15 protein-coding genes are annotated in these 20,843 nt (G+C 67.9%); 9 read left to right on the forward strand and 6 right to left on the reverse strand.

The genetic code is table 11. The features are described 5' to 3' along the window. Positions 1-163: 163 nt before the first annotated feature. Together J7E91_RS32385 and J7E91_RS32390 are read right to left on the reverse strand one after the other, a co-directional pair. On the reverse strand, positions 164-664 hold the full coding sequence (locus tag J7E91_RS32385) for a hypothetical protein (RefSeq protein WP_214910476.1): 501 nt from the start codon (positions 662-664) through the stop codon (positions 164-166). After that, positions 665-2,686 (reverse strand): pre-toxin TG domain-containing protein, encoded by a 2,022-nt coding sequence (locus J7E91_RS32390; RefSeq protein ID WP_214910477.1) that lies wholly within the window; start codon positions 2,684-2,686, stop codon positions 665-667. Positions 2,687-3,272: 586 nt separating this feature from the next. On the opposite strand from J7E91_RS32390, the gene J7E91_RS32395 reads away from it, so the two are divergent. The 5 genes from J7E91_RS32395 to J7E91_RS32415 all read left to right on the forward strand — a co-directional run bounded on the left by J7E91_RS32395 (position 3,273) and on the right by J7E91_RS32415 (position 8,906). Next, on the forward strand, positions 3,273-3,815 hold the full coding sequence (locus J7E91_RS32395; protein ID WP_214910478.1) for a GNAT family N-acetyltransferase: 543 nt from the start codon (positions 3,273-3,275) through the stop codon (positions 3,813-3,815). A 358-nt stretch (positions 3,816-4,173) separates the two neighbouring features. Beyond that, the gene (locus J7E91_RS36500) at positions 4,174-4,608 is read left to right on the forward strand and encodes a hypothetical protein (RefSeq protein ID WP_251016591.1); all 435 of its coding nucleotides are present in this window, start codon (positions 4,174-4,176) and stop codon (positions 4,606-4,608) included. 137 nt (positions 4,609-4,745) lie between these two features. Then, positions 4,746-5,459, forward strand: coding sequence for a hypothetical protein (locus J7E91_RS32405; protein ID WP_214910479.1), 714 nt, complete (start codon positions 4,746-4,748; stop codon positions 5,457-5,459). A 4-nt stretch (positions 5,460-5,463) separates the two neighbouring features. Then, complete coding sequence (locus J7E91_RS32410) at positions 5,464-7,839, forward strand: Mu transposase C-terminal domain-containing protein (RefSeq protein ID WP_214910480.1); 2,376 nt, start codon at positions 5,464-5,466, stop codon at positions 7,837-7,839. Beyond that, positions 7,836-8,906, forward strand: a complete 1,071-nt coding sequence (locus J7E91_RS32415) for an ATP-binding protein (RefSeq protein WP_214910481.1) — start codon at positions 7,836-7,838, stop codon at positions 8,904-8,906. The genes J7E91_RS32410 and J7E91_RS32415 overlap by 4 nt, the downstream gene beginning before the upstream one ends. A 183-nt stretch (positions 8,907-9,089) precedes the next feature. Here J7E91_RS32415 and J7E91_RS32420 read toward each other — a convergent pair whose 3' ends face one another. Continuing rightward, complete coding sequence (locus tag J7E91_RS32420) at positions 9,090-10,886, reverse strand: SsgA family sporulation/cell division regulator (RefSeq protein ID WP_214910482.1); 1,797 nt, start codon at positions 10,884-10,886, stop codon at positions 9,090-9,092. Further along, the gene (locus J7E91_RS32425) at positions 10,883-11,731 is read right to left on the reverse strand and encodes a sigma-70 family RNA polymerase sigma factor (protein ID WP_308377526.1); all 849 of its coding nucleotides are present in this window, start codon (positions 11,729-11,731) and stop codon (positions 10,883-10,885) included. The genes J7E91_RS32420 and J7E91_RS32425 overlap by 4 nt, the downstream gene beginning before the upstream one ends. Before the next feature lie 230 nt (positions 11,732-11,961). On the opposite strand from J7E91_RS32425, the gene J7E91_RS32430 reads away from it, so the two are divergent. Further along, positions 11,962-12,153 carry a hypothetical protein gene (locus tag J7E91_RS32430; RefSeq protein WP_251016598.1) on the forward strand — a complete coding sequence of 64 codons (192 nt, stop codon included), beginning with the start codon at positions 11,962-11,964 and terminating at the stop codon, positions 12,151-12,153. 141 nt (positions 12,154-12,294) lie between these two features. On the opposite strand, the gene J7E91_RS32435 is transcribed toward J7E91_RS32430, so the two are convergent. Both J7E91_RS32435 and J7E91_RS32440 read right to left on the reverse strand, forming a co-directional pair. Then, a complete protein-coding gene (locus tag J7E91_RS32435; RefSeq protein WP_214910484.1) occupies positions 12,295-14,172 on the reverse strand; it encodes an ATP-dependent helicase in 1,878 nt (625 codons plus the stop codon). Then, positions 14,156-16,153 carry an ATP-dependent endonuclease gene (locus J7E91_RS32440; protein ID WP_214910486.1) on the reverse strand — a complete coding sequence of 666 codons (1,998 nt, stop codon included), beginning with the start codon at positions 16,151-16,153 and terminating at the stop codon, positions 14,156-14,158. The genes J7E91_RS32435 and J7E91_RS32440 overlap by 17 nt, the downstream gene beginning before the upstream one ends. 846 nt (positions 16,154-16,999) lie before the next feature. On the opposite strand from J7E91_RS32440, the gene J7E91_RS32445 reads away from it, so the two are divergent. The 3 genes from J7E91_RS32445 to J7E91_RS32455 all read left to right on the forward strand — a co-directional run bounded on the left by J7E91_RS32445 (position 17,000) and on the right by J7E91_RS32455 (position 20,741). Then, the gene (locus J7E91_RS32445; protein WP_214910487.1) at positions 17,000-18,766 is read left to right on the forward strand and encodes a hypothetical protein; all 1,767 of its coding nucleotides are present in this window, start codon (positions 17,000-17,002) and stop codon (positions 18,764-18,766) included. Further along, a complete protein-coding gene (locus J7E91_RS32450; RefSeq protein WP_214910488.1) occupies positions 18,738-19,253 on the forward strand; it encodes a hypothetical protein in 516 nt (171 codons plus the stop codon). The genes J7E91_RS32445 and J7E91_RS32450 overlap by 29 nt, the downstream gene beginning before the upstream one ends. Before the next feature lie 1,233 nt (positions 19,254-20,486). Then, on the forward strand, positions 20,487-20,741 hold the full coding sequence (locus J7E91_RS32455; protein ID WP_214910489.1) for an HNH endonuclease: 255 nt from the start codon (positions 20,487-20,489) through the stop codon (positions 20,739-20,741). The last annotated feature ends 102 nt before the right edge of the window (positions 20,742-20,843 follow it).

Consider the following 20,843-nt stretch of genomic DNA (forward strand, 5'->3'; position numbering starts at 1 on the left):
AATAATCACCCAAGAGTGCCATTCCAGCGAAATTCATACCAAAAGTACGCCTTGGCGACAGAACCTGTCCGCCGCCGCGAAGCGGCATTCAGTCGACCACGAGCACACCTGCACGTGGCGCCCGGGCCCCAGCCGATCTGTGCCGGCCGGGGCCCGGCCCCCGTCAGCCGGTCTCGCGCCACCAGGCGGGAGACACGCTGAGGCTCCACACGTCACCCGTCGACCCATGGGTGGCGGCGTCCACGCGGACCAAGATCCTCACGCCGGACTCGGGAACCCGGTAGCGGTGGAAGTCCGCGGCCGTCCCGTCGTCGTCCGGTTCGACCGAACAGCCGAGGCGGGTGATCGCGGCGACCAGGTCCTCGAAGGGCATCCGAGGGGCGAAGTCGCCGTACACGCTCCGGAGGGGTGCCGGCACGGCCGACTCCGTGTCCCACCGCAGCCGGTGCAACTGAACGCTGATCCCGAAGCAGGGCCAGGCACCGTGCTCCTCCTGGAACGACAGCTCCACGAGCCCGTAGTCGCGCCGCAGCAGACCTCCGTCCGCGTCGTCGACGTAGTCGGCCCCCAGCCGGCCCACCCACTCGGCGGGCTGCGCGCCGATGCCCACGCCCAGTACGTCGCCGCGGGCGGCGACGTGGGCGTAACAATCCAGATCGGACATCTACATCTTCTCCATTGCCTCAATCAGGGCCTGCAGTTCGGCCGTCCGGTCGTTGCTGAAGCGCCACTGCGGATTGCGGCCTTCCTTCATAGCCTTGGCGCTGGACTCGAAGACCTCCTTGGCACCCTTCGTTACCCTGATCATGTCCGCGCGCCACTTGGGGTCGGACTTGATCGTCGCGACGACGGCGTCGACCTGCTTCTGAGTGGCAGTGCCGCGCGACAGGCGGATCGCCTCGCCCCGGATACCGCCCTTGCCGTCCGGGCGCAGGGCCACCTCCATGCCGTCCTTCATGTTGACGTGAGCGCCCTTGGTGACCCAGTCCTGGTCCACCTGGCCGACGTGGTCGATCTCAAGGCTGCACTTGTTCTTCTTGGCATTGTGGACCAGGACGGGCGTGCTTCCGGCGAGCACGTAGTACGTGTGCAGCCGGGCGACGGTGAGGTTGTGGACCGTCTGTGGAACGGTACTGGTCTCGACCGCGGTGATCTGCGCTGCGGTTCCCGTGCTGGTGCGCAGCCACGTCTCGGGAGTGAGGTCGACCGCGTAGGTCCAGCCGTCGGGGCCGAGCGTCCGGAACGGGTGGTGGTCGGTCGCCGTGATCGTGTCCGTGCGGTCGCCGGCCGTGCCGTCGGTGTCCACGGTGAGAGTGACCAGTCGCTTGTCCCCCGATCCAGTGATCAGGTCGGTCACAGGTTCCGGCCTGGTGTTGCCCGTCTCAGGATCGGTGGCCAGGACCTCGTCGCCCTCGCGTATCCGCTCGATCGGCGTGGCGGCGCCGTCGCCCATGAGGACCAGAGTTCCGGCCGGGAAGCTGTTGTCCGTGACACTTCCAGCCACGCACGTGGCCTTGCGGGCGTCCCTCACGTCGTCTCCGGTGAGGGCCTTCTTGCCGACCTTGAGCCAGCGCAGTACCACCAACGCGCCCGTGGCCCGGTCGAGCCCGCTGAGCTCCTCCTCGGTGGCGAGGTCCTTGCCCGTGACGGCCTCTACGATGCCCTTTCCGTCCCCGATCCCGGGCAGCAGATCCAGCAGCAGACCCATGCGACGCTGCTGCTCGTCGGCGTCGAGTCCGGAGGTGCCGGAGCTCCAGGTGTCCTTGATGTGGGAGAAGTCGAACTCGATACCGGGCATCTCCTTGAGCTTCTCGGCGCCCTTCTTGATGCCCGGCACGTGCTTGTTGAGCTCGTCCATGCCCTTGTTGGCCTGGCCGACCCCCCGATTCATCTCCCCCATGCCCTTGTTGGCCTGGCCGATCCCCCGGTTCAACTCCTCCATGCCCTTGTTGGCCTGGCCGATCCCCTGGTTCATCTGGTCCAACGCACCGTTGACCTCGCCCAGCGACTTGTTCATGTCGTCCATGGCCCGACTCATCTGGCTCAGACCGGCGTTGATCTGGTCGAGGTCCTTGCCCACTCCCTCCAGACCGGTCCTGACGCTCTTCGCGGCCTTCTGGAACTCCGGGTCGCCGACGATGGCAGCCAGCGCGAAGATCACCTGCAGGAAGGCGACGGTGACCTCGGCCAGGGCCAGGACTGTCTGAATGGTCTCGTTGACCTTCGCCAGCCGGTGATCGACATCCGCCCGTGCGGCGGCGTAGGCGGCGTGGATCCGCTTCTCCGCCTCGGCCCGGGTGGCCGGGTCGGCGATCTTGGCGGGCTCCTGCTTCACCGCCTCCTTCAGCTGCTCGAATCCGGCGAGTTCCTTGCGCAGATTGACGAAGTGCTGGGTGCTGTCCTTGTGCAGGTAGTGAATGGCGTATCCGGCCACGCCTACGCCGACGCCGGCCCGGATCGCCTTGTCGGCGAACTCCCGGTAGCAGGCGGGCTTCTCCAGCAGCGGCTTGGCTCCACAGCCGGAGTACTTGGCGGCGGCCTTGACGATTCCCGCGATCTTCTCGGTGGCGTCAGCGGCCGCCTTTCGGTTCTCAATGCCCTCGGCCGCCGCCGCGGTTTTCTCCCCCAGGCCCAGGCAGAGAAAGACCGCCAGGACCGTCAGAAACGCGACAGTATGCCGCGTCATACGGTGATGCATATACGTCCTTCATCGAGGCCCGCGCATGCGTCACGGCTGGTCGACCGGCGGCGCGAACCCAGAGTCCTCGGACGAGAACTCCCCCTTAAGTTGCCAATCAGTAGCATACGTGGGCTGGGCGCCTGATCCGTGTGAAGCTCTTGAACGAACTGCCGGTTGAGCTCCCATGGAGGCCGGCCGCCTGCTGGCCTTCCCAGCAGACAGGCTGGATGAAGCCGTATCGGCTCTGGGCCTTCATGACCTGAGGCTGGCCACGACCATCGTGGGCGTGGCCGCCGCCCCCGAGGCCACCGATTCCTTGGAGTTCCTGGATCCCCGGGGTCAAACGGAGACTGCTTACCGGGTCTTCATCACCCCGGAGTTCGAAAGCTCACCAACTGCGGGTCTGCAGCGTGCCCGGCACCGACGGAGCAATCGCGCCGGTCCTGGTGCAGGTGGTTTGCGGGAGCCGTCGGAGGCTCTGGCGGACACCACCACGGCCGGGGTCTGATGAATCCCCGCAATATTCCCGTGGGCCTACGCCTGTTCCTGGTTATCCTGCCTCGTCCTGAACAAGCCAGGGAGGTCCACCATTATGAGTAGCACCATGTCGTCCTTGCCCGAGCGGATTGAGCTTTCGGGGGAGGGGCTTGTCCTCCGCGACTGGACGGAAGTGGACCTGTCCGCGATGCCGGGGCTGTTTGACCACCCCGACATCGCGTACTGGACACCGATCGTCTCACCCTTCGACGAAGCCGCCGCCCGTGCACCGCTGGACCGGGACCGGCAGATGCGGGAGGAGGGCACGACCATCCTGCTCGCCATCACCGTCGACGGCGGCGCACCGCTCGGCGAGGTAATGCTGCGGCGTGCACCCGAGGGCACGGAGCTCGGCTATGCGGTCGGCCCGGTGCACCGGGGCCAGGGGCTGGCAGCGCGGGCGGTGCGGGTGATGGCCGCGTACGCCTTCGATCAGCTTGGCGCGGAGCAGGTGATCCTGGAGCTGGAGGCCGAGAATGCCGCCAGCGTCGCCGTGGCCACCAAGGCGGGCTTCAGACTGCTCGACGTGCCGCTGATCACGGGTGAGGAGAAGGGGCGGCCATATGCCTTGCAGACGTGGGGTCTGAGCCGCCCCTGACCCTCAGACTCCACCACGCGCACCCGACCGAATCCTTCCTGCGCTGGGCACGGCGGCCGGTACCGGCAAGCAACTGCGTTCACAGGCGCGAGAAGCCGGAAGCCAAACACGGGCGCACACCCATCCACAGCTACTCCCGCAGGACTGACACCCGGACACTACGGCCACGGCCCCCAACTCGACGCTACCTGCGACGACGCGGTATCCGGCACACCAACTCGGAATACAGCTGCCCTCCGACTACCAAGTCCTCGTCGACGCATACGCTCCAATCCATCTCAACGGCCATCTGTATCTGTCCCATCCTGCGACCGAGCGATGGAACCTGGGGCAGTGGATCCGGGACACGGTCCGGGCCTTGAACGAAGTGCCCTGGGACGAACTCGACCTTGACACCGACGAAGATCCCCGCCTGCTGTTCGGACTCAAGGAGCTGAGCTTCGGCACCACCGACGGACTGTGGCCGATCGCGAGCACCGACCGTGGCGAGACCATCTTCCTGGCCCCTGGATCCGTCATCCCACGGCTCCTGGTCGAAGATGGAGAGATCGGCTGGACCGAACACCACATGAGCTTCGCTGAATGGGTCTACCGCTACCTCATCGGCGAGGACATGGCCGGCCCCAACAGCTCAGCCTTCTACCCCGGCCCTGTGCAGCTGCAGCGGCTCCCATGTCCGCCACCGAACGCCCAGAGCCGTGGAGCGGCCCGGAACGCGTCTTGTATCCCCCGTCAGTCACAAGGATCCGGGCACTTCTGGCCGCAGTGGCAAACCAAACGAGACGATCTCTAAGTCCGCCAGATAGCCGCCCAAGGGAGCAATTGCAACCTGTCCTGTGGGCAGCTTGCAATTGCCTATACCATCGGCCCGAGCACGTCACGCCGCCAAGGGCTGCGGGATGACGGGTGCGGGAAGGGTTGCCCTGGCCGATGAACGTACAGGTGCAGTACCGCAACGCGGCAGGCCGGACCTGCCGCGACGAGCCGGCTGGGCTGCGGGGTGTGCCGGTCGAGGAGCGTGAGCCGCTGTCCGAACCCCGCGCTTACAAAGGCCGCCGCTCCATCCTGACCAAGTGGGCCTCGGCCACCACCGGGCAGGTGGTGTGGTGCACGAGCACGGTGCAGATGGCCGCGGCGATGCTCCTCGACTTCGACCCGGACATCGTGTGCTTCCAGTCCGGTGTGGTGCAGGTGCAGTGGGAGCTGGACGGCCGGCGCGGCACCGTAGAGCCGGCATTCGTCGCCCGCACCCGCGACGAACGCCGACTGGTCTTCGCGCACCCGCCCCGCGACGAGGCGGGCGTGGAGGAGCGGGTACTGCGGCAGGCCGGCGACGAGGCGGGCTGGGAGATACGCCCGCTGCAGGTGCCGCAGGGGGTGCTGCGGTCCTCGCTGGAAAGCGCCGCGCACTTCAGCGGCCCGGAGTTCGCCCCCGCCGATCACGTCCGCCATGTACTGCTGGAGGTGTTCGCCACGCCGCGCCCGCTGCAGGCGGGCGCGGCCGCCTCGGGCCTCGGGCTGAACGCGCCCGGCTATGCCTGGCATCTGGTGTGGACGGGCGAGCTGAAGTGTGACTGGACCAAGCCGCTGCTGCCGACCTCGCCGGTGTGGGCCAGCCAGGCGGCTGATGCCGAGGAGGCATAAAGGGATGGCAACAGCCGTGAGGCAGCCGGATACAGGAGAGCAGGCCGGACTGCGGCTAGGGGCGAGGCTGCGCTGGCAGGGCGGCACCTACCGGGTCCTGGTGCTACAGGGTGCAGAAGTGCAACTGGGCTGCCTGGATGAGGAGGGAGCGGATGCCCGAGCCCTGGTCGAGGCCGTGGTCGGCGCCGACGACTTCGCTCTCCTCGACGAGGACCTGCAGGGACTCGAGCGGGAACAGGTGACGGACACTAGCCGTCTGTCCCTCCTGTCGGAGGCCGACTTGAAGCTGGTGCGGGACTGGGAGCGCCATCTGCGGGAGATCGAAGACGGGGTGCCCCCGGATGCCGAGGAGGGCGCGGTACCGCGCCCCGGCTACGACCCCGACCGCTTCACCGTGCGCCAGCGTCTGGCCGCCAAGGCCACGGAAATGAAGACGCTGGGCTTCCGGCATGCCTCGGCCGGCACGCTCGAGCGGCGCAGGCGCGCGTATCAGGCGCGCGGCGTGTTCGGGCTGATCCGCGAGATCGTGCCGGGCTCGCCCTGGGGGCGCACCGACGAACGGGTAGTAAAGCTACTGCTGGCGGAGGTCAAGTCCGGGCTCGGGGAATCCGACGGGGACGCCAGCCGGCTGTACGAGCGGCTGCAGGCCGCCGTGTGGCGCGAACACGAGGCCGAGTACGACAAGTTGATGATCTCTAGGGCCACCTTCTACCGGCTGCTGGGGCGGCTGGGCATCAACGTGGCCTCGCTGCACTGGCCCACCGACCGCCGCCTGGACGAAGCCAACGGCGCGGTGCCTCCCTACACGCCGACCCGGGCTCGACGGCTGGGCGAGCAGGTGCAGATCGACTCCACCGGCCTGGACATCATCGCGATCGGCGACGACGGGCGGCCGGTGCAGGTGGAATTGACCGCGGCGATCGATGTGGTGTCGAGGACCATCATCGGCGCGATGATCGTGCCGAAGGTGCGGGGCCGCGGGCCTAGGGGGCGGCGGCTGGGCGGACGCGCCACCCGCTCCTTCGACGCGGTGCTCATGCTGGCCCAGGCCCTGGCCCCGATGCCTGCCCGGCCCGGCTGGTCGCCGCGGGCGCTGGCGGAACACTCCGAGATGCCGTACGCGGATCTGGTGGCGTGCGATCCGCGGATGGCCGGTGCGGCCGCCCGGCCGGTGATCCGCCCACGGATGGTCGTCGTCGACCACGGCAAGATCTTCAACAGCGAGCACTTCGACGACGTGTGCCGGATGCTGCGCATCAAGGTCCGCCCGGCCCGGGAACGCACCGCCACCGACAAGGCCATCATCGAAAGCACCTTCAACGCGATCAAGCGGCGGTTCTCGCAGTACGTCGCCGGCTACACCGGCTCGGACCTGAAGCGGCGCGGCAAACACGTCGCCGACGGGCCGCTGTGGAGCCTGAACGAGCTGCAGGACCTGCTCAATGAGTGGATCGCCCTGGACTGGCAGCAAAAACCGCACGACGGGCTGCGCAGCCCGTTCTTACCCGGCCTGACCATCAGCCCGAACCGCATGTACGCCACCCTGGTGGCCGCCGAGGGGCATGTGCCGCTGGTGCTGACGGCGCACGAAAACCGCAAGCTGCTGCCGTTCAACTATCTGAAGGTGACGGACAAGGGCGTCAGGATCGGCAACCGCACCTACAACAGCGAGGCCCTGCAGGAGTACAAGAACCGGCACACCCAGATTCCCGGACAGGGCAGGCGCTGGCAGATCCGCTACAGCCCCTACGCGCCGCGGTTCGTGTGGCTGTGGGACCACAACAAGGACGACTGGGTGGAGGCGGAATTCATCCACCAGCGGCTCATCAGCGACGAGTGGACCGAATGGACGTGGGAGCAGGCCACCCTCGCCGTCCTTGAGGACGGCGGCCACAAAGAGGATCAGCGGCGCATCGCCCGCGAGGTGTCCCGTCTGCGTGAGCGGGCCCGGCGCGGCCCGGACCCCGACACTGTGCGAGTGCCGCAGTTGTTCACCGGCCCGATCCTCGATCTGGACGTGCCGGTGGCCGATCCGTACGAGGGCATCCCCGACCCTGACCCCGCCACCGTGGTGCGGGCGCCGGCGCTGACCATGGCCGCCGAACACTTCCTGCACGCACCCCGTCCCGCCCCTCCCCCGCTGCCCGCTGATCCGGGCACGGAGACCGACACGGATGTCGAACCGGCCGTTGCCGGCCAGCCCGCGGCCACCGGCGGCAAGGGTGTGCAGGAACCCGCCCGGGCGTACCGGACGGGCGCGCTGAGCCTGCGCGGCGGTGCGGCCGAGGTATTCGGCATCACCCAGCAACCCGCCCCCCGACCGGCTCCGCCCCCCACCGCAGAGCCTGGTGCCGAAGAAGACGACGGAGAAGCATCATGAACCGAGAAAAGCTGATCAGCGTCTTCGGCCCCGGCGTAGCCGAGGCCGTGACCCAGCCCGTCGACCCCCCGCTGCTGACCACACGGGAGGGCTGGAACCTTGCGGCCTCGCGTCGCCTCGCCCCGCTCGAGCGCGCCGACTGGGCGCCCAAGGGCACCGAGGTCGGGCCCCGTGACCCGCGCCTGATGTACCACGCCGAGATGCTCCCGGTGATCACACCGGCGTTGTGGCGGGGTCTGCTGGACGCACGGCGCCAGCTGCGCAAGAACCGCTTTCGCAGCGTCGGCCGCGCCACGGACATGATCATCGACGGGGACCGGGGCACCGGCAAGTCCACGCTGCTGGTGCAGATCGGCCGCGGCTTCCAGGGCCTGATCGAATCGGACCTGGGCCCTGACCCCAACCGCATCCCCGTCGTCTACGTCACCGTCCCGCCCGAGCGGGGGAGCAATTTGCACTGGTCGCTGCCCTTTGCCGAGTTTCTGGGTCTCAACCACACCCTCCATCCGGACGACCGCAACCGCCGCACCGCCGACATGACCGAGGCCGTCGCCCATGTGATGCGCCAGGCGAAGACCCGGCTCGTCCTCATCGACGGCATCAACCGAATCCAGGACAACGAGATCGCGGCCGCCTTCAGCTACTTCGAAGCCTTGCAGGACCGCACCAACACCACGTTCGTCTTCTGCGGCACCGGCGCTCGCGAGATCGTTCACGAGGCCCGTTACGACAGGCGGCGCAAGAACCTGCCCGACGTGGTCAAGGGCAAGACCTATTTCAGCGACCTGCCGGTGCTGTGGGCGGGGATCATCCCCTACGGCGAGGACTGGCACAGCGTCGTCCAGGGCTTCGACGAGGACCTGTGCCTGTACGACCACAAGCCCGGCACCCTGCTGAAACTCTCTAAGTACCTGCACCAGCGCACCGGCGGCTACATCGCCTCCCTCAGCGACCTGATCTGTCAGGCCGCCCAGGAAGCCATCGAAACCGCCACCGAGAACGAACCGGAAGCCATCACCAAGCGGCTCCTCGACGACATCCGCATCGGCCGCGGCGACAGCCGATAGCCCCCTGCCTCTGCACGTCCGGCTCTCTCACCGGCGGCGCGGTGCCTCCCGCAGCCAAGCTGTGGGAGGCACCGCGCCGGATGAGTTCCGCACGAGGAAGCCGGTCTGCAGGACCCTAGCGCCGGATGTGATCGGGCTTTCAGCCTGCACCTGGAGTGGCGCGCAGCGGTGCCGCGGCACACGTCAGTCCACTCCTCCGGGGAAGACACTGAGCTGGTTCAGCTGCGCTTCCAGATCGTTGAGGCTGGAACTGAGCAAGGCGTGTTCGCTTCCTCTTGCCACCATGCGGGTCGTCTCGGTCAGAAACTCCCTTACGGGTGCGGGCGGCAAGGACAGCAGGGCTGTTCCGGTGGGTGACTTGAGCTGCATGAAAGCGCGCGGATGACCAGAATCGGCAGGGCTGGTCCAGATGCTGATGTCGCCTCTGCCCGCCTTGCCATGCAGCCCGTCCGCCAAGAGATCTCTGGCGAATGTCCACGTCACCTGGTGTGGCCCGGGATCGAACACGGCTTCTACCGCGTAAGGATCCGTCAGGCGGTAGTTGAGGTGTGTAGGCAGCGGCAGGGGGCTGCTGCCGACACCTGGATGGAGATGCGCCGTGATCGAGGCGTGAACCATGCCGTGCCACGATTCGATGCGCGCCTCGCCGGTGTCGTGCTGTTGCTTCTTGTCTGCCGTGGAAGCTGCTGCAGACGCGTGCTGATCGTTGGGCGCGGGATGATCGGTCGTACGGAGCGCCCGGCAGGCCAGTCGCAGCCCACGTACCGTGGCCAGCTCCACTTCGCGTGGTGCGTCGGGCCAAGGTGCGCTGACGTGGCTGGCGTGTCCCATCTCGTTGAAGACGCATGCGTACATAAGCGGCAGCCAGCCGTTGTCGGTGGGCGCCGTGGCGTGCAGCCAGTTAAGCCACCCCTCGGAGCCGGTCGCGGCCAGTCCGTTGCGGTCCAGAGGCCGCTCGCCTGGTGCGGGGCCGAGTCGGGCGATACGACGCAACAGGTCCTGGGGGGAAAAGGGGGCGTCGGGCGGCATCGCTGGGTGCCGCCGGCAGTTGCGCCGAAGGCACCGCATTTGCTTGGTGCGCAGCTGCGGCCCGTCCGTTCTGCTCCACGGCATGCCCGGGAAGGACTGGTTATCGAGGTCTGCCGGTGTCTCGTCCGCGTCAACAAGCCACGAGAAGGCTGTCGCCTCTGGCCAGGCCTGCCCCCAAAGGTTCTGTTCACTTGTGCCGTGCCGCATGTCCGCCATCCAAGTGGCGAGGCGCATAACTGCAGTTGCCCGGCGGTATGCCCTGTCGACCGTCTCGAAGTCGGTGAGGAGACGCCGGACTAGCTTGTCGTGCAGCGCGTCGCGCTCCGCCCCCGCTGGTCGTTCAATGCGGCGCAGGGCAGCCGGGAGTGCGCTGGTCTGGTGGAACAGCTGGCACAGGTCCCCGGAATGCCGTGGGGCGTGCGAACGGCTGGTCACGCGGTTGCTCAGGAGCGCGGCCAGATATCCCTGTACCTGCACAGTGATCGGGTTCGTCGACCGGTGAGCCTCGTCGAGCACATACAGGGGCAGTGAGGCAAACGGCCGGGGCCAGGCGGTGACGGCGAGACGTGCCGGTCGGCTGGTGAATCCCTCTTCGATGTTCGTACGGCGGCGTGCCTGGCTGGTCTGGTCGAGGAAGGCGTGCGTCTTTCCGGAGCCGGTCGAGCATGTGATGAGTCCGACTTCCGTGACCACGGCCCTGCCCTCAGGGTTTGAGGACGTGGGTCGTTGGGTCTGTACACCGGTGTCGGCGGGCGAGTCTGCCGGGGCGGGGCTGCAGGACGCAGGGTGGTGTGCGGCGGTGTTGAAGCGCCGTCGGGCGTCCGGGGTGGCCGAACCGAGCGCGGCGACCACTCGCGGTGCCCCGAGGCTGGAGGCGTCCAGCAGGGCGTCGAAGTCGTCGTAGTCCGGCGTCTCGGAAATGTTCATGGTCCCTTCGCTTCGGACGTTCATCGTGCTCCTCCCTCTCCCAGTTCGAGCTGGCGCACGCGCGGGGCGAGGCGGTCACGCAGTCGGCGGGTGCGGCGCTCGAGTGCTTTCTCCGTCAAGCCGGCCCGCTGCGCTGCCTGTTTCTGGGTGTATCCCATGGCACGCCATCCGAGGGCCTCGCGGACCTGCGGGTCCGTCACCAGCGGGAGGAGACGGTCGAGGTAGTCGTGGGTGACCGCGGTGTGGGCGGGATCGGGGGCCCGCTGGTCGGGCACGAGGGAGAACACGTCGGCGTTCTCGTTGCGGTCCTGGGAGTGGTCCAGTTCAGTCTGCCTCTGCTGGTGGCCGTCGAACCAGCGGATATACACACGGGGGAAGGCGCGGATGACCGCACCGATGAAGTAGGTGTCCAAACTGGCGCCGCCGTCGGGGCTCCAGCGGCCCTGGACGAGCCCGTAGGTGCGAAAGACGTGCAGGCCGCCCAGGACGCTGTCGACGACGACGCCGTGCCGGTCCTCCGGCGTCCAGCCGAAGGTGATCTTCTGTACCGGCACGGGCCGACCGGCCTGGCGGGCCTTGCGGAAGGCCTCGCCGCTGGCGGTCCACTTGTTCATGGTGTGGTAGCCGTACTCCGACAGCCGGTTGACGACCTTCTGGTAGCGCGGGCCCGCGAAGCCGTCGGCGCGCAGCACCTCGACGATGGTGGCGTCCGCCTGCCGGCGCCGGGCGGCGTCCTGCGGGTCCGTGACGTCGCCGAGGTCGCGGTCGAGGCGGGACAGGTCGTCCGGCGTCAGCTCCGCGTCCTCCGCATCGAGGGGGCACATAGGGGTGCAGGCGGTGTTCTCGCCACCCTCGAGCGCTTCCGGCACATCCGCTCCCTTGCATCTGCGACAGGTTCCCGGCGGCCCGTGCGGACCGTCTCGCGTATGTCTTAGACGCCACGCGGCTGCTTCCCCCCGGCATTCCTCAAGAAATTTCCGGTAGCTGACGGTGATTCACGTCACAGGGGGTGACGTGCTCGGTTCCCGCCTATACCTCCTGCACCAGCCGCACCTGGAAACACACAGGTGCATTCCCCTACTTTGCATGGAGTGTGACGGTGCCTCAGCCCAATCCGCAGCCTCCGCTGCTCAGCCAGCGCGCCGCGGTCATCCTGTTGCTCGGCGTCCTGACCGCGGCGGCCGCCGCCGGCCTGACCGTCTGGACCGGCGGTACACCCGCGGCAGGCCTGCTCGCCGGTGGCGCTGCGTTCGCCGGAGGCGTGCTGTTCTTCAACGTGATCATCTCGTGATCGCGTCGGCGCCGTCGCGCCGACCCGGCTCTCCTCGGACGCCGTCCGAACGAGGTCACGGCTGATTACCGCGATGACGCAGCGCCGACTGGGTGGGCACGTGCAGCCACCAGCCGACCGTGTTCGCGTCAGGCGGGGATGTCAGGTGTCGCCCTGCACTGAGGACCGAAGGCTCCTGATCATCTCCACGACGAAATCCGATGGTCCCTTCTCTATCCAGTATCCGTTTTTTGTGCGGTATCCGGGGCCGACGATCAGGTGCACGGTGCGTTCGGCGCGAGTCAGGGCCACGTAGAAGGCGCGGCGCTGTTCCGCCAGTTCCTTCGGGGTGGGGCGGCGCCACCTCCCGCGCTCTACGACGTCACGCGGGATGATCCCGTTGAGCAGGCCGGGCAGGATCACGGTGTTGAATTCTCGGCCTTTGGCGGCGTGGTAGGTGGTCAGGAGGATCTTGCCGATCACTTCTTCGCCCTGGGCCAGGTCCTGCAGCATAAGGTTTTCTCTCTGGCACAGGTCGGCGAGGTCGTCGAGGCAGGTGTGGTTGTCCTGGTCGGGGTGCAGGGCGGCGATGGTATTCAGTGCGAGGCTGGCCCGCAGTCGCTCCAGCCAGGTGGCGGCGGGGGCGTCGGCCGGGTAGGAGGGCATGGGGTCGAGGGTGTGCTGCAGAGCTCTGAGCAGGGCCAGGCGGGAGGCGGGCGGGGGCATCTGTGCCTCGTGTCGAAGTCTCGTGAGGAAGAGGCCCAACGCGGCCAGTGTGGGGGCTTCGGCCCGGCGCAGCATGTCTCGCCGCTCGGTGTGACCGGCTGCGTGGATCTGGTGGTTGGCCACGGCGCGGCTGGCGCAGCGCTGGACGAACTGGGAAAGCGATCCTGCCGGAAGTTTGTCATCCCGCTCGTAGAGGAAGGTCAGCTGGCGCCGGGTCAGTTCGTGCAGCAGGGCATCGAGCAGCGGGCCCCGGTGCGGGTAGAGGATGGCGATCCGTTCCGGTCGCACTTGCCGCTGCTGGGCCTGTTCGACGAGATCGCAGGCCGCCTGGGCATGCTCGTCCAGGCCTCCTTGCACCTGCCACGTGTTGACGTCTCCGGGAGGTGCGCCCTCGCGTGCGCGTCGCCCCCGGTGTTCGCCCAGCGCGGCCTCGGCGGCGGTGATGATGTCCTGGCCGCTGCGGTAGTTCACTTCGAGGGGTAGGTCGAGGAAGTCGTCACGGCTGGCCAGGGCGGTCAGGTATTTTGCGTCGGCTCCGGTGAACCCGAAGACGGACTGATCGGTGTCCCCGACGGCGAACACGGTGATGTCGGCGAGGTCGTGCAGGGCTACGACGAGTTCGTGGAGGACACCGCCGAGGTCCTGGTATTCGTCAACGATGAGGTGGGGGAAGCGGGCGCGCAGGAGATCCCGTACGGGTTCGTGGTCGCGGACGACGCGCACCGCTCGCGTCACCATTGCCTCGAAGTCGATCTCGCCTCGGGCGGCGAGTTCTTCCTCGTAGCGGGCGGCGGCTGCGACTTCGCGGGGGTCGAAGGCGTCGAGGGGTTCGTCACACGCCAGGGCGCGGCGGATCTTGGTGTTTTCGGGCATCCGGAACTGGGCGAGGGTCTCGGCGATGCCGATCTGGTCGAAGCAGTGCTGCAGGAGCACCTGTGTGGCCGTTTCCCCGAGGACTTGCCCGGCATGCGGCGCTGGCTGCCCGATGATCGCCGGGAAGGCGCGCAGGATCTCGTTGAGGCAGAAGGCGTGGACGGTGGAACAGGTGAGGCGGCCCTCGGCGTGCACGCCGCTGTGGAGTACGCGCCGTCGGATTTCGTCGGCCGCCGCGTTCGTGTAGGTGATGCAGGCGACCCCCCGGAAGGCGGACACCTGTGTCTGCAGCAGGTACGCCACTCGGGCGACGAGGGTTCTGGTCTTGCCGCTGCCAGGGCCGGCGCGCAGGACGACGTTGCCGGGGTGAAGCACGGCGGTGCGCTGGGTGGGGTGGAGTTCTTCGAGTTCGCGCAGCAGCGCATCACTGACCTGAGGCATCGGCTTCCCGTTGCTCGCTGGTGCCTTCGCCGCGTGCGAGGGCCGGGAAGAGGGGGGTGCCGCGCACCTGGAGGGAGATGTCGTCGAGGGCCAGGAGCAGGTAGGACTCGGGGCCCAGGCGGCTCAGGGCCTGGGCGTCCATCGCTCGGGTGGTGTCGTCGATGCCGAGGGCCGTGCACAGGCGGGTGCGCAAGTCGCTGCGGCTGATGTGCGCGGCGAGCCGCTGGGCGAAGCGGCCTTTGCCCAGGGCGGCGATGCGGTTGAGCATGGTCGTGCGGATGTCGAGATCCGGGGACAGCTCCTGCTCGTTGGCGACGCCGCGGCGCACGTCGTCAACGGCGCCGGGGTTACCGTTCAGCTCTTCGAACGCGCGCACGATCTCTTCGCCGAACAGCAGGCACAGGTCGGCTTCAAGGGTCTGGGCGCCAACGTAGATGCCGAGGTCTTGCAGTTCCCGGACCAGGGGGCCGCGCCGGTTGTAGTAGTCGGCTTCCTCGTATGGCGGCAGTTGTCGGATGGCGTCGACGAGCGTGGTCCTGCGGGCGGCGTCTGGGTGGAGGCTGGCCCCTCGCCGCAGTCCTGCTTCGCGTCGGTTGAGCTGGTCGGGGGTGGCGTCGCCATCGGTGATGATCACGTGGGGTGTGTTCAGGCCGCTGGGTCCGAGCAGGGCCCGGTAAGGCTTGAAGTCGGTTCCGTGGGCGCTGGCGACGACGGTCCCGTAGGCGTCGAGGTCGAATCCCGCAGCGGCGGCCACGGCGGGCAGTACGTACAGTTCCGCCAGGCCTTCGACCAGGATGACCGCGGAGGCGAAGAGCACCTCGGCGCGGCTGATGTCGATGTAGCGCTCCAGGTCCTGGGCCTGTTCGTCGGTGACCGGCAGGGCGGCGGTGCTGGCCCCCACGGTGCCGCCGTCGGTGGCGCGCAGCACGATGAAGGAGCGGATGGGGGCTACGGCGGCGATGTGCGGGCTGTGTGTGGTGAGCATGAGCGAGGTGCCTGTGCGCAGTAGGTAGCCGAACAGGTGGCGTTGCAGGCTGACGTGGAGGTGTGCTTCGGGTTCTTCCACGGCCACGAGGGTGGCGACGAACTGTTCGTCCAGGCGTTGCTGGCTGAGCGCTTCCAGCAACAGGCCGAGGTAGATGACGTTGGCGCTGCCCAGGCTGGTCTCGGAGATGCCTCTGCGGCGAGCCGTGTCGACGAACAGCCTTACAGAGCGGATGAGTTCGTCGGGTTTGGAGGAGGCGAAGCCGAGGGCGGGGTCGACGGCCAGGCGTGGTCCCAGCATCTCTTTGAGCCGACTGGACAGGTGCTGCTCGAGCTTCGTGATGTTGGCGTCTTTGGTCAGCTGGTCGACGGCGGCCGCGACCGCGGTCGCGGTGGCCTCCAGGTTGGCCGGGTCCAGGGGAAGCCGCTCCAGAAGGTCGCGCAGGGGGTTGCGTCGCCAGTACTGCAGGTCGCTTTCGGCGTCCCGCAGGGCCGGCAGGACGCGCAGGGTCACCTCGCGGCGGATGGAGCGGATGTCGTTGCTCTCGTTGTCGCCGCCGAAGACGACGAAGTCGTAGTCCTGAGGGGTCAGCGGCCGCCCGGTGACCGGCGTCTGCTGCCCGGCGGCATCGATCTCGGTGCGGGGAGCGAAGCGGTAGGTCAGGCGGGCGGTGTAGGGGGCGTAGTCGACAGTGGCCGTGGCCAGGACAGCCTTGGCATCGTCGTCCCTGTCGTAGCCCTGCAGCTCGATGACGACGCTCACCTCAGCATGGCCGGACAGGCCCGTCGGATGGCCTTCCCAGATGTCCTCCTCGCGCAGCAGGCGCCGCGCGTCGGGTAGCGAGGGATCAAGAACCAGGCGGATCGCCTCCAGCAGGTTCGACTTGCCCACCCCGTTCTCGCCGACGATTACCGCGTGGACCGGGAAGTTGTCGATGACCAGGTGCTGGAAGTTGCGGAAGTTCTTGATCTCGATGCGCGAGATATGCAGGCCCATGCGTCCCCTTGCCGGCCTTTGCGTTGGTTCCGTACCAGGTCAGCATCCCAGATCACCATGCGCACCGAGCAGCAATCGTTCCGTTCGGCCACCCCGTCGGCGCGGCCCCTCACGCCAACGGGGAAACTTGCCGACGTAATCTTGCTGTGTGAGCGGGACATGCTTTCGAGACCGCCATCCCGGGTACTTGCCTGACCCGGTTTCGTGTGCTCCTGGAAGCGGAGACGGCTGATCGCCGACATCTCTGGCCTGGTCGGCCGCGATACCCCCGCAGATGCCCGGGATTCCGGTCCCGCCAGGTGTCAACCCTCGGCGGGGAGATCACCCCCGCTCGACCCCCGATGGGAGAAAGTGGGCAGGCCACGTTCTGCCGTTAAGGCAGAGGAGTCCGGGGGCCGTTGCGTTCCGCCCACTGCTGGGAGCTGTTGCCGTGACCGGACTCGCTACGGTGGCCTGGTGACTTTCGTACGACTCGGCGGGCAGCGCTGCCAGCTGCGCCGGTTGCCGTCTCTGTCGGGCTGTCCGTGACTCCTCCCCCACCTGAAGGTGCTCGAGGCACGCGCCGGTACGGCCTTCGACCCGAGTGAAGTACGCGGTCGCCGGGACAGCTTGGGGCTGCGCAGCCGTCACTCGTGCTCAGCCGGAATCTCCGAACAGTGTTGGGCATCCTCGCCTCGTTACCAACCGAGCGAGGTGGGCCGTGCCTGGCCCAGTCTCGAACCGTCAATTCTTGTCGTCCACCGCCCGAAGGCTGCGGGTACGTTCTCAGGCTGGTCGGCAGGCATTCGCGGGTTGGTGTCAGTGGCCACGGCTAGGCTCAAGTACCACCGCTATGGGGGAGGTTGTATGACATACGGTCTGCTGACGCCTGATGTGCCGCTCGGTCCGTTCGAGGGTGTTGCCGTCACCGTGTGGTCGGCTCAGGGCAAGCGATCGAAGCTGCACACCAAATCCTCATGCTCGTATCTGCGTTCGGCGCGCGTCACCGAGCGGGAGGTGCGACTGGACGCTACGACGGTCGGCCGACTCTGTCCCCAGTGCACGGCGTACGGCTCCTTGGCACGTCCCGGCACGGCTCTGGCCATTTTCATGGATGCGGTGACCGGTCTGGGGCTGCTGTATGAACTGGACCGCTGTCACGAGGCGGACGAGGACTCATACAGCGACGAAGAAGTAGGCCAGGCGGCATCCGTGCTCTTCCGGGCCGCTTCGGGCAGTGAGGAGAATGCCCCTGCCGACGGTGAGGAGGAAGTTGAAGACGAAGCGGAGGGCGAACGCTGGGAAGAGCTGCAGGAAGCCCGCCACGTGCGTTTGACCGTCTTCACTGAATGGCTCGCCGCCCTGACCAGTCTGACCCGCGTGTACCAGGTCTTGGACCTGTTCCCCTGGCTGAGGTCCTGGGCCGAGGCAGGAGTCCAGCGCAAGGCCGACCATCTGGAGGCGCTGCGTGCCCAGGCCGCACGGCTGGTCGCCGCGGACTCGCTAGTGCTGGCAGCAGCGGTAGCGGCCATGGAGGAGCCTGGCGTCCCCGCCGATGACCCGGCATTTGCCCTGCTGGGGACCCCTGCCGAGGCGGCAGCGAAGTTGACGTCCTTGTGGCGGCGGTGGCACAGCAAGGTGGAGGACAGCTGGGATTATCCGCGCGAGCAGGAGTACCTCGTCCACGACCTGGCGAGCGGAATGAGCAGCCGGCGCAAGGGATATCACCCAATGCTGGAGCGAGCCCGGGTGCTGCTGAGCACGTGGGAGGAGGCTGCGCGGTCGATCGTGGCCGGCCAGGGCGGCGAGCGTGTGCTCGTCGCGCGCGTTCCCGGCGCTGCTCTGGCGGAGCGCGGCAGCCGTGGGTCGTTGACGGACCGGCTGAGTGAGTGGGAGCAGGGAGTGCTCGCCTCGTTCACGGTCGCCGTGGACTGGGGGGCGCGGCTGGCCGTCACGGTGCGGGTCCCAGAGCCGGTGGCCGCGTGCCTGCTGTCGCGGCAGTCCGTTTTCGCCTACGAAGTGCTGGACCAGGACACGTCGACATGCGTGGCCGTGCCGGAGCCGTCGCTTGGGGCGGACGAGGGGCTGTTGCCCGGGGTGTTCGACGACACGCCGGTCCATGGCCGCCGCCTGCTGAACGCGGAGCATCTGCGCGCACTGCGCAGCACGATGCCCGACGCGGAACAGTTGTATGCGGTGGTCGGTGTCGGCACCGGCGTAGAGGTGGTGGCGCTGAGTGTTCTGGAGCAGCGGTGCGCCGCCGGATGGCAGGGCGTCATCCTCGCCGGCGCAAGCGACCTGCCTGAAGCTCTGCTCGAGACCCGCCTACAGGCCATTTCCGCAGGCGAGCCTGTTGGCGCAAGCGTGTGGACTGCCCGTGTGTACGACCCGCACGATGAGGCATTCGGCCGCAGCCTGAGCGCGGTAGAGGGCGAACGGGTGCTCGTGCGATTGTGCGAAGGGCGCCGGGACGTCGGCCAGGCGCTGAGGTCCCTGGTCCTGGCCCGCTCGGTGCCAGACCTGCGCGATCTTGAGGCTGGCGGATACGACGACCGGGGACATCCGCGCAGTCCTTTCACGCCGGACGTGGAACGGTCTGCTGGCGATGGAGCAGTTGGACCTGGAACCCTTTGAATCCGACTCGGACAACGACTGGCCCGGCTCGGGCCTTCCCCTAGGTGTCCTGGCTTCGGTACAGGCCTACACCACGGACGCGGCCGGCCGCTACCAGGGCCGGGCCCACTCCCCCGGCTGCGCGCACCGGCGCCCCTATGGCGGGGTCGACCACCACGACGAGATGGTGATCATCGAGGAACTGCTGGACAACAAGGAGTTCGACCCGTGCAGCAAGTGCGGCGGGTACGCGGTGCGCCGCCTCACCGACCCCCAGGTCGCCTACTACCGGGCCGCGCATCAGCTGCACTACCTCGCGCAGCGTGTCCGTGCCAGGGTGCGGCACCGGTCAACGAACCGCGAACACCTCGCCACCACGCTGGAGGGGCTCAGCGATCTCGATACGCGAAGTGTCCAGGCGTGGTTCTCGTCCCGTGCCCAGGCTCGCCAGTGGCGGCGGATCGTGGCCAGTCTGTCCCGCGAGCTGCGTGACTCCTCAGCCGGGTGACGGGCCTCGCGTCTCGTCACCACTGATCATTGCCGTCTTCAGGTGATCTCCATGGGGTACGGCCGCAGAGGGCTGGTCATCGCCCGCGCTGCGGTCGTGCCCTGTGCCGTGAAAGGGGTGAACCGCACGATGCGGGGATGCGCCGTGTGTGGCGTGGACATCAGCCACCGGCACGGACTGGCGAAGTACTGCTCGGACGCCTGCGTCCGAGAGGCCCGCCGACTGACCATGCTGGTATGCCAGGAATGCGATGCCCAGTTCACTCGTCCAGACCGTGTTGGGGCTCCGCCCCGCTTCTGCTGCGAGGAACACCGCGTCGCCGCCAAGACCCGCACAGCCGCTGTCTACCATTCAGCGCAGCACGAGAAGCTGCGCGTGGTCCGCGGCGACAGACGGTGCCTGGAGTGCGGCGCTGATATCGCTCACCGCAATGCCAACGCCCGCTACTGCAGTAGGAAATGCAGCTATGCATCTCTCGGTCATGTCCGTCGTCAGCCGGACGTCATACCGCATGAGGAGAGGCTGCGCAGGCGTCGAGCGCGTCGAGCCGCCCTCAGGCCTGCCTCGATAACGCTGTGGTGCGACGCCTGCGGGGGCAGCTTCGACGTTGCTGGCAACAAGCCTGGACGCAAGCCGACGAGCTGTCCGAACTGCCGAAAGCCCTCGCGCCGCCCAGGGGCGGTGTCCTGCAAGGGCTGCGAACGCCCTGTCCCGTCGCACAGAGGTGTCCTGGCGCTCTACTGCTCGATCGAGTGCCAGGTCGACACCAATAACCAGGCGCAGGCGGAACATCGCAAACTTCAACGCGCCGAGGCCAAACAGGGACGGGAGTGCGCCGTCTGCGGCGCGGCACTCGGAGCCGGTGCCCACGCTCTGCGCAAGTACTGCGGTCACGGCTGCTGGTATCGCGCCAACTACACGCCGGTCCTGAGGGACCAGGCTTGCGGATGGTGCGGCGGTCATCTGTCGCATCGTCGAGCCACCGCCAAGTACTGCGGGCAGGAGTGTTATCTGAAAGCCCAGTACAAACGAAAAGTCGGGACGGCCCTGCGGTCACGTCCATGCGTGCAGTGCGGCACGCGGATGCCGCTCAGTACGGCGCACCGGATGTTCTGCTCAGGCCGGTGTTCCCGGCGTGCCTACTTCGAAGCCGATCCGGAAAGGGTGCGCGCTGCGAAGCGACGAGGGAATCATCAGCGGCGGGCGATGCTGGCCGCCGTCCGTCGGCACCTCGTGACTGAACGTGATCTGGCCCGGCTGTGGGGCCGGTACGCGGATGCGTGCGCCTACTGCGGCGAGTCCTCGGCGTCCCTGCACCAGGAGCATGTCCTGCCCATTTCCCGGGGCGGGGCGGACGGGATCGGCAACCTGGTGCCCGCCTGTCCGGAGTGCAACTTGGCCAAGGGGGACCGGACCGTCATGGAATGGCGGCTCGGAAAGAAGGCACCGCGCTACCGCAAGCCGTCTGCCGCGCGCACTGGCCTGTGATCTCAGGGGTTCCAACCCGTGCGCGACGGATACGCGGTGCCGCCGCCTTACCGGCCCCCCAGGCCGCCGCTTGCCGTGCCAGGCACCGGATGCATGACCTCG

It is taken from the genome of Streptomyces sp. ISL-99, assembly GCF_018614005.1.
GTDB lineage: Bacteria > Actinomycetota > Actinomycetes > Streptomycetales > Streptomycetaceae > Streptomyces > Streptomyces flavidovirens.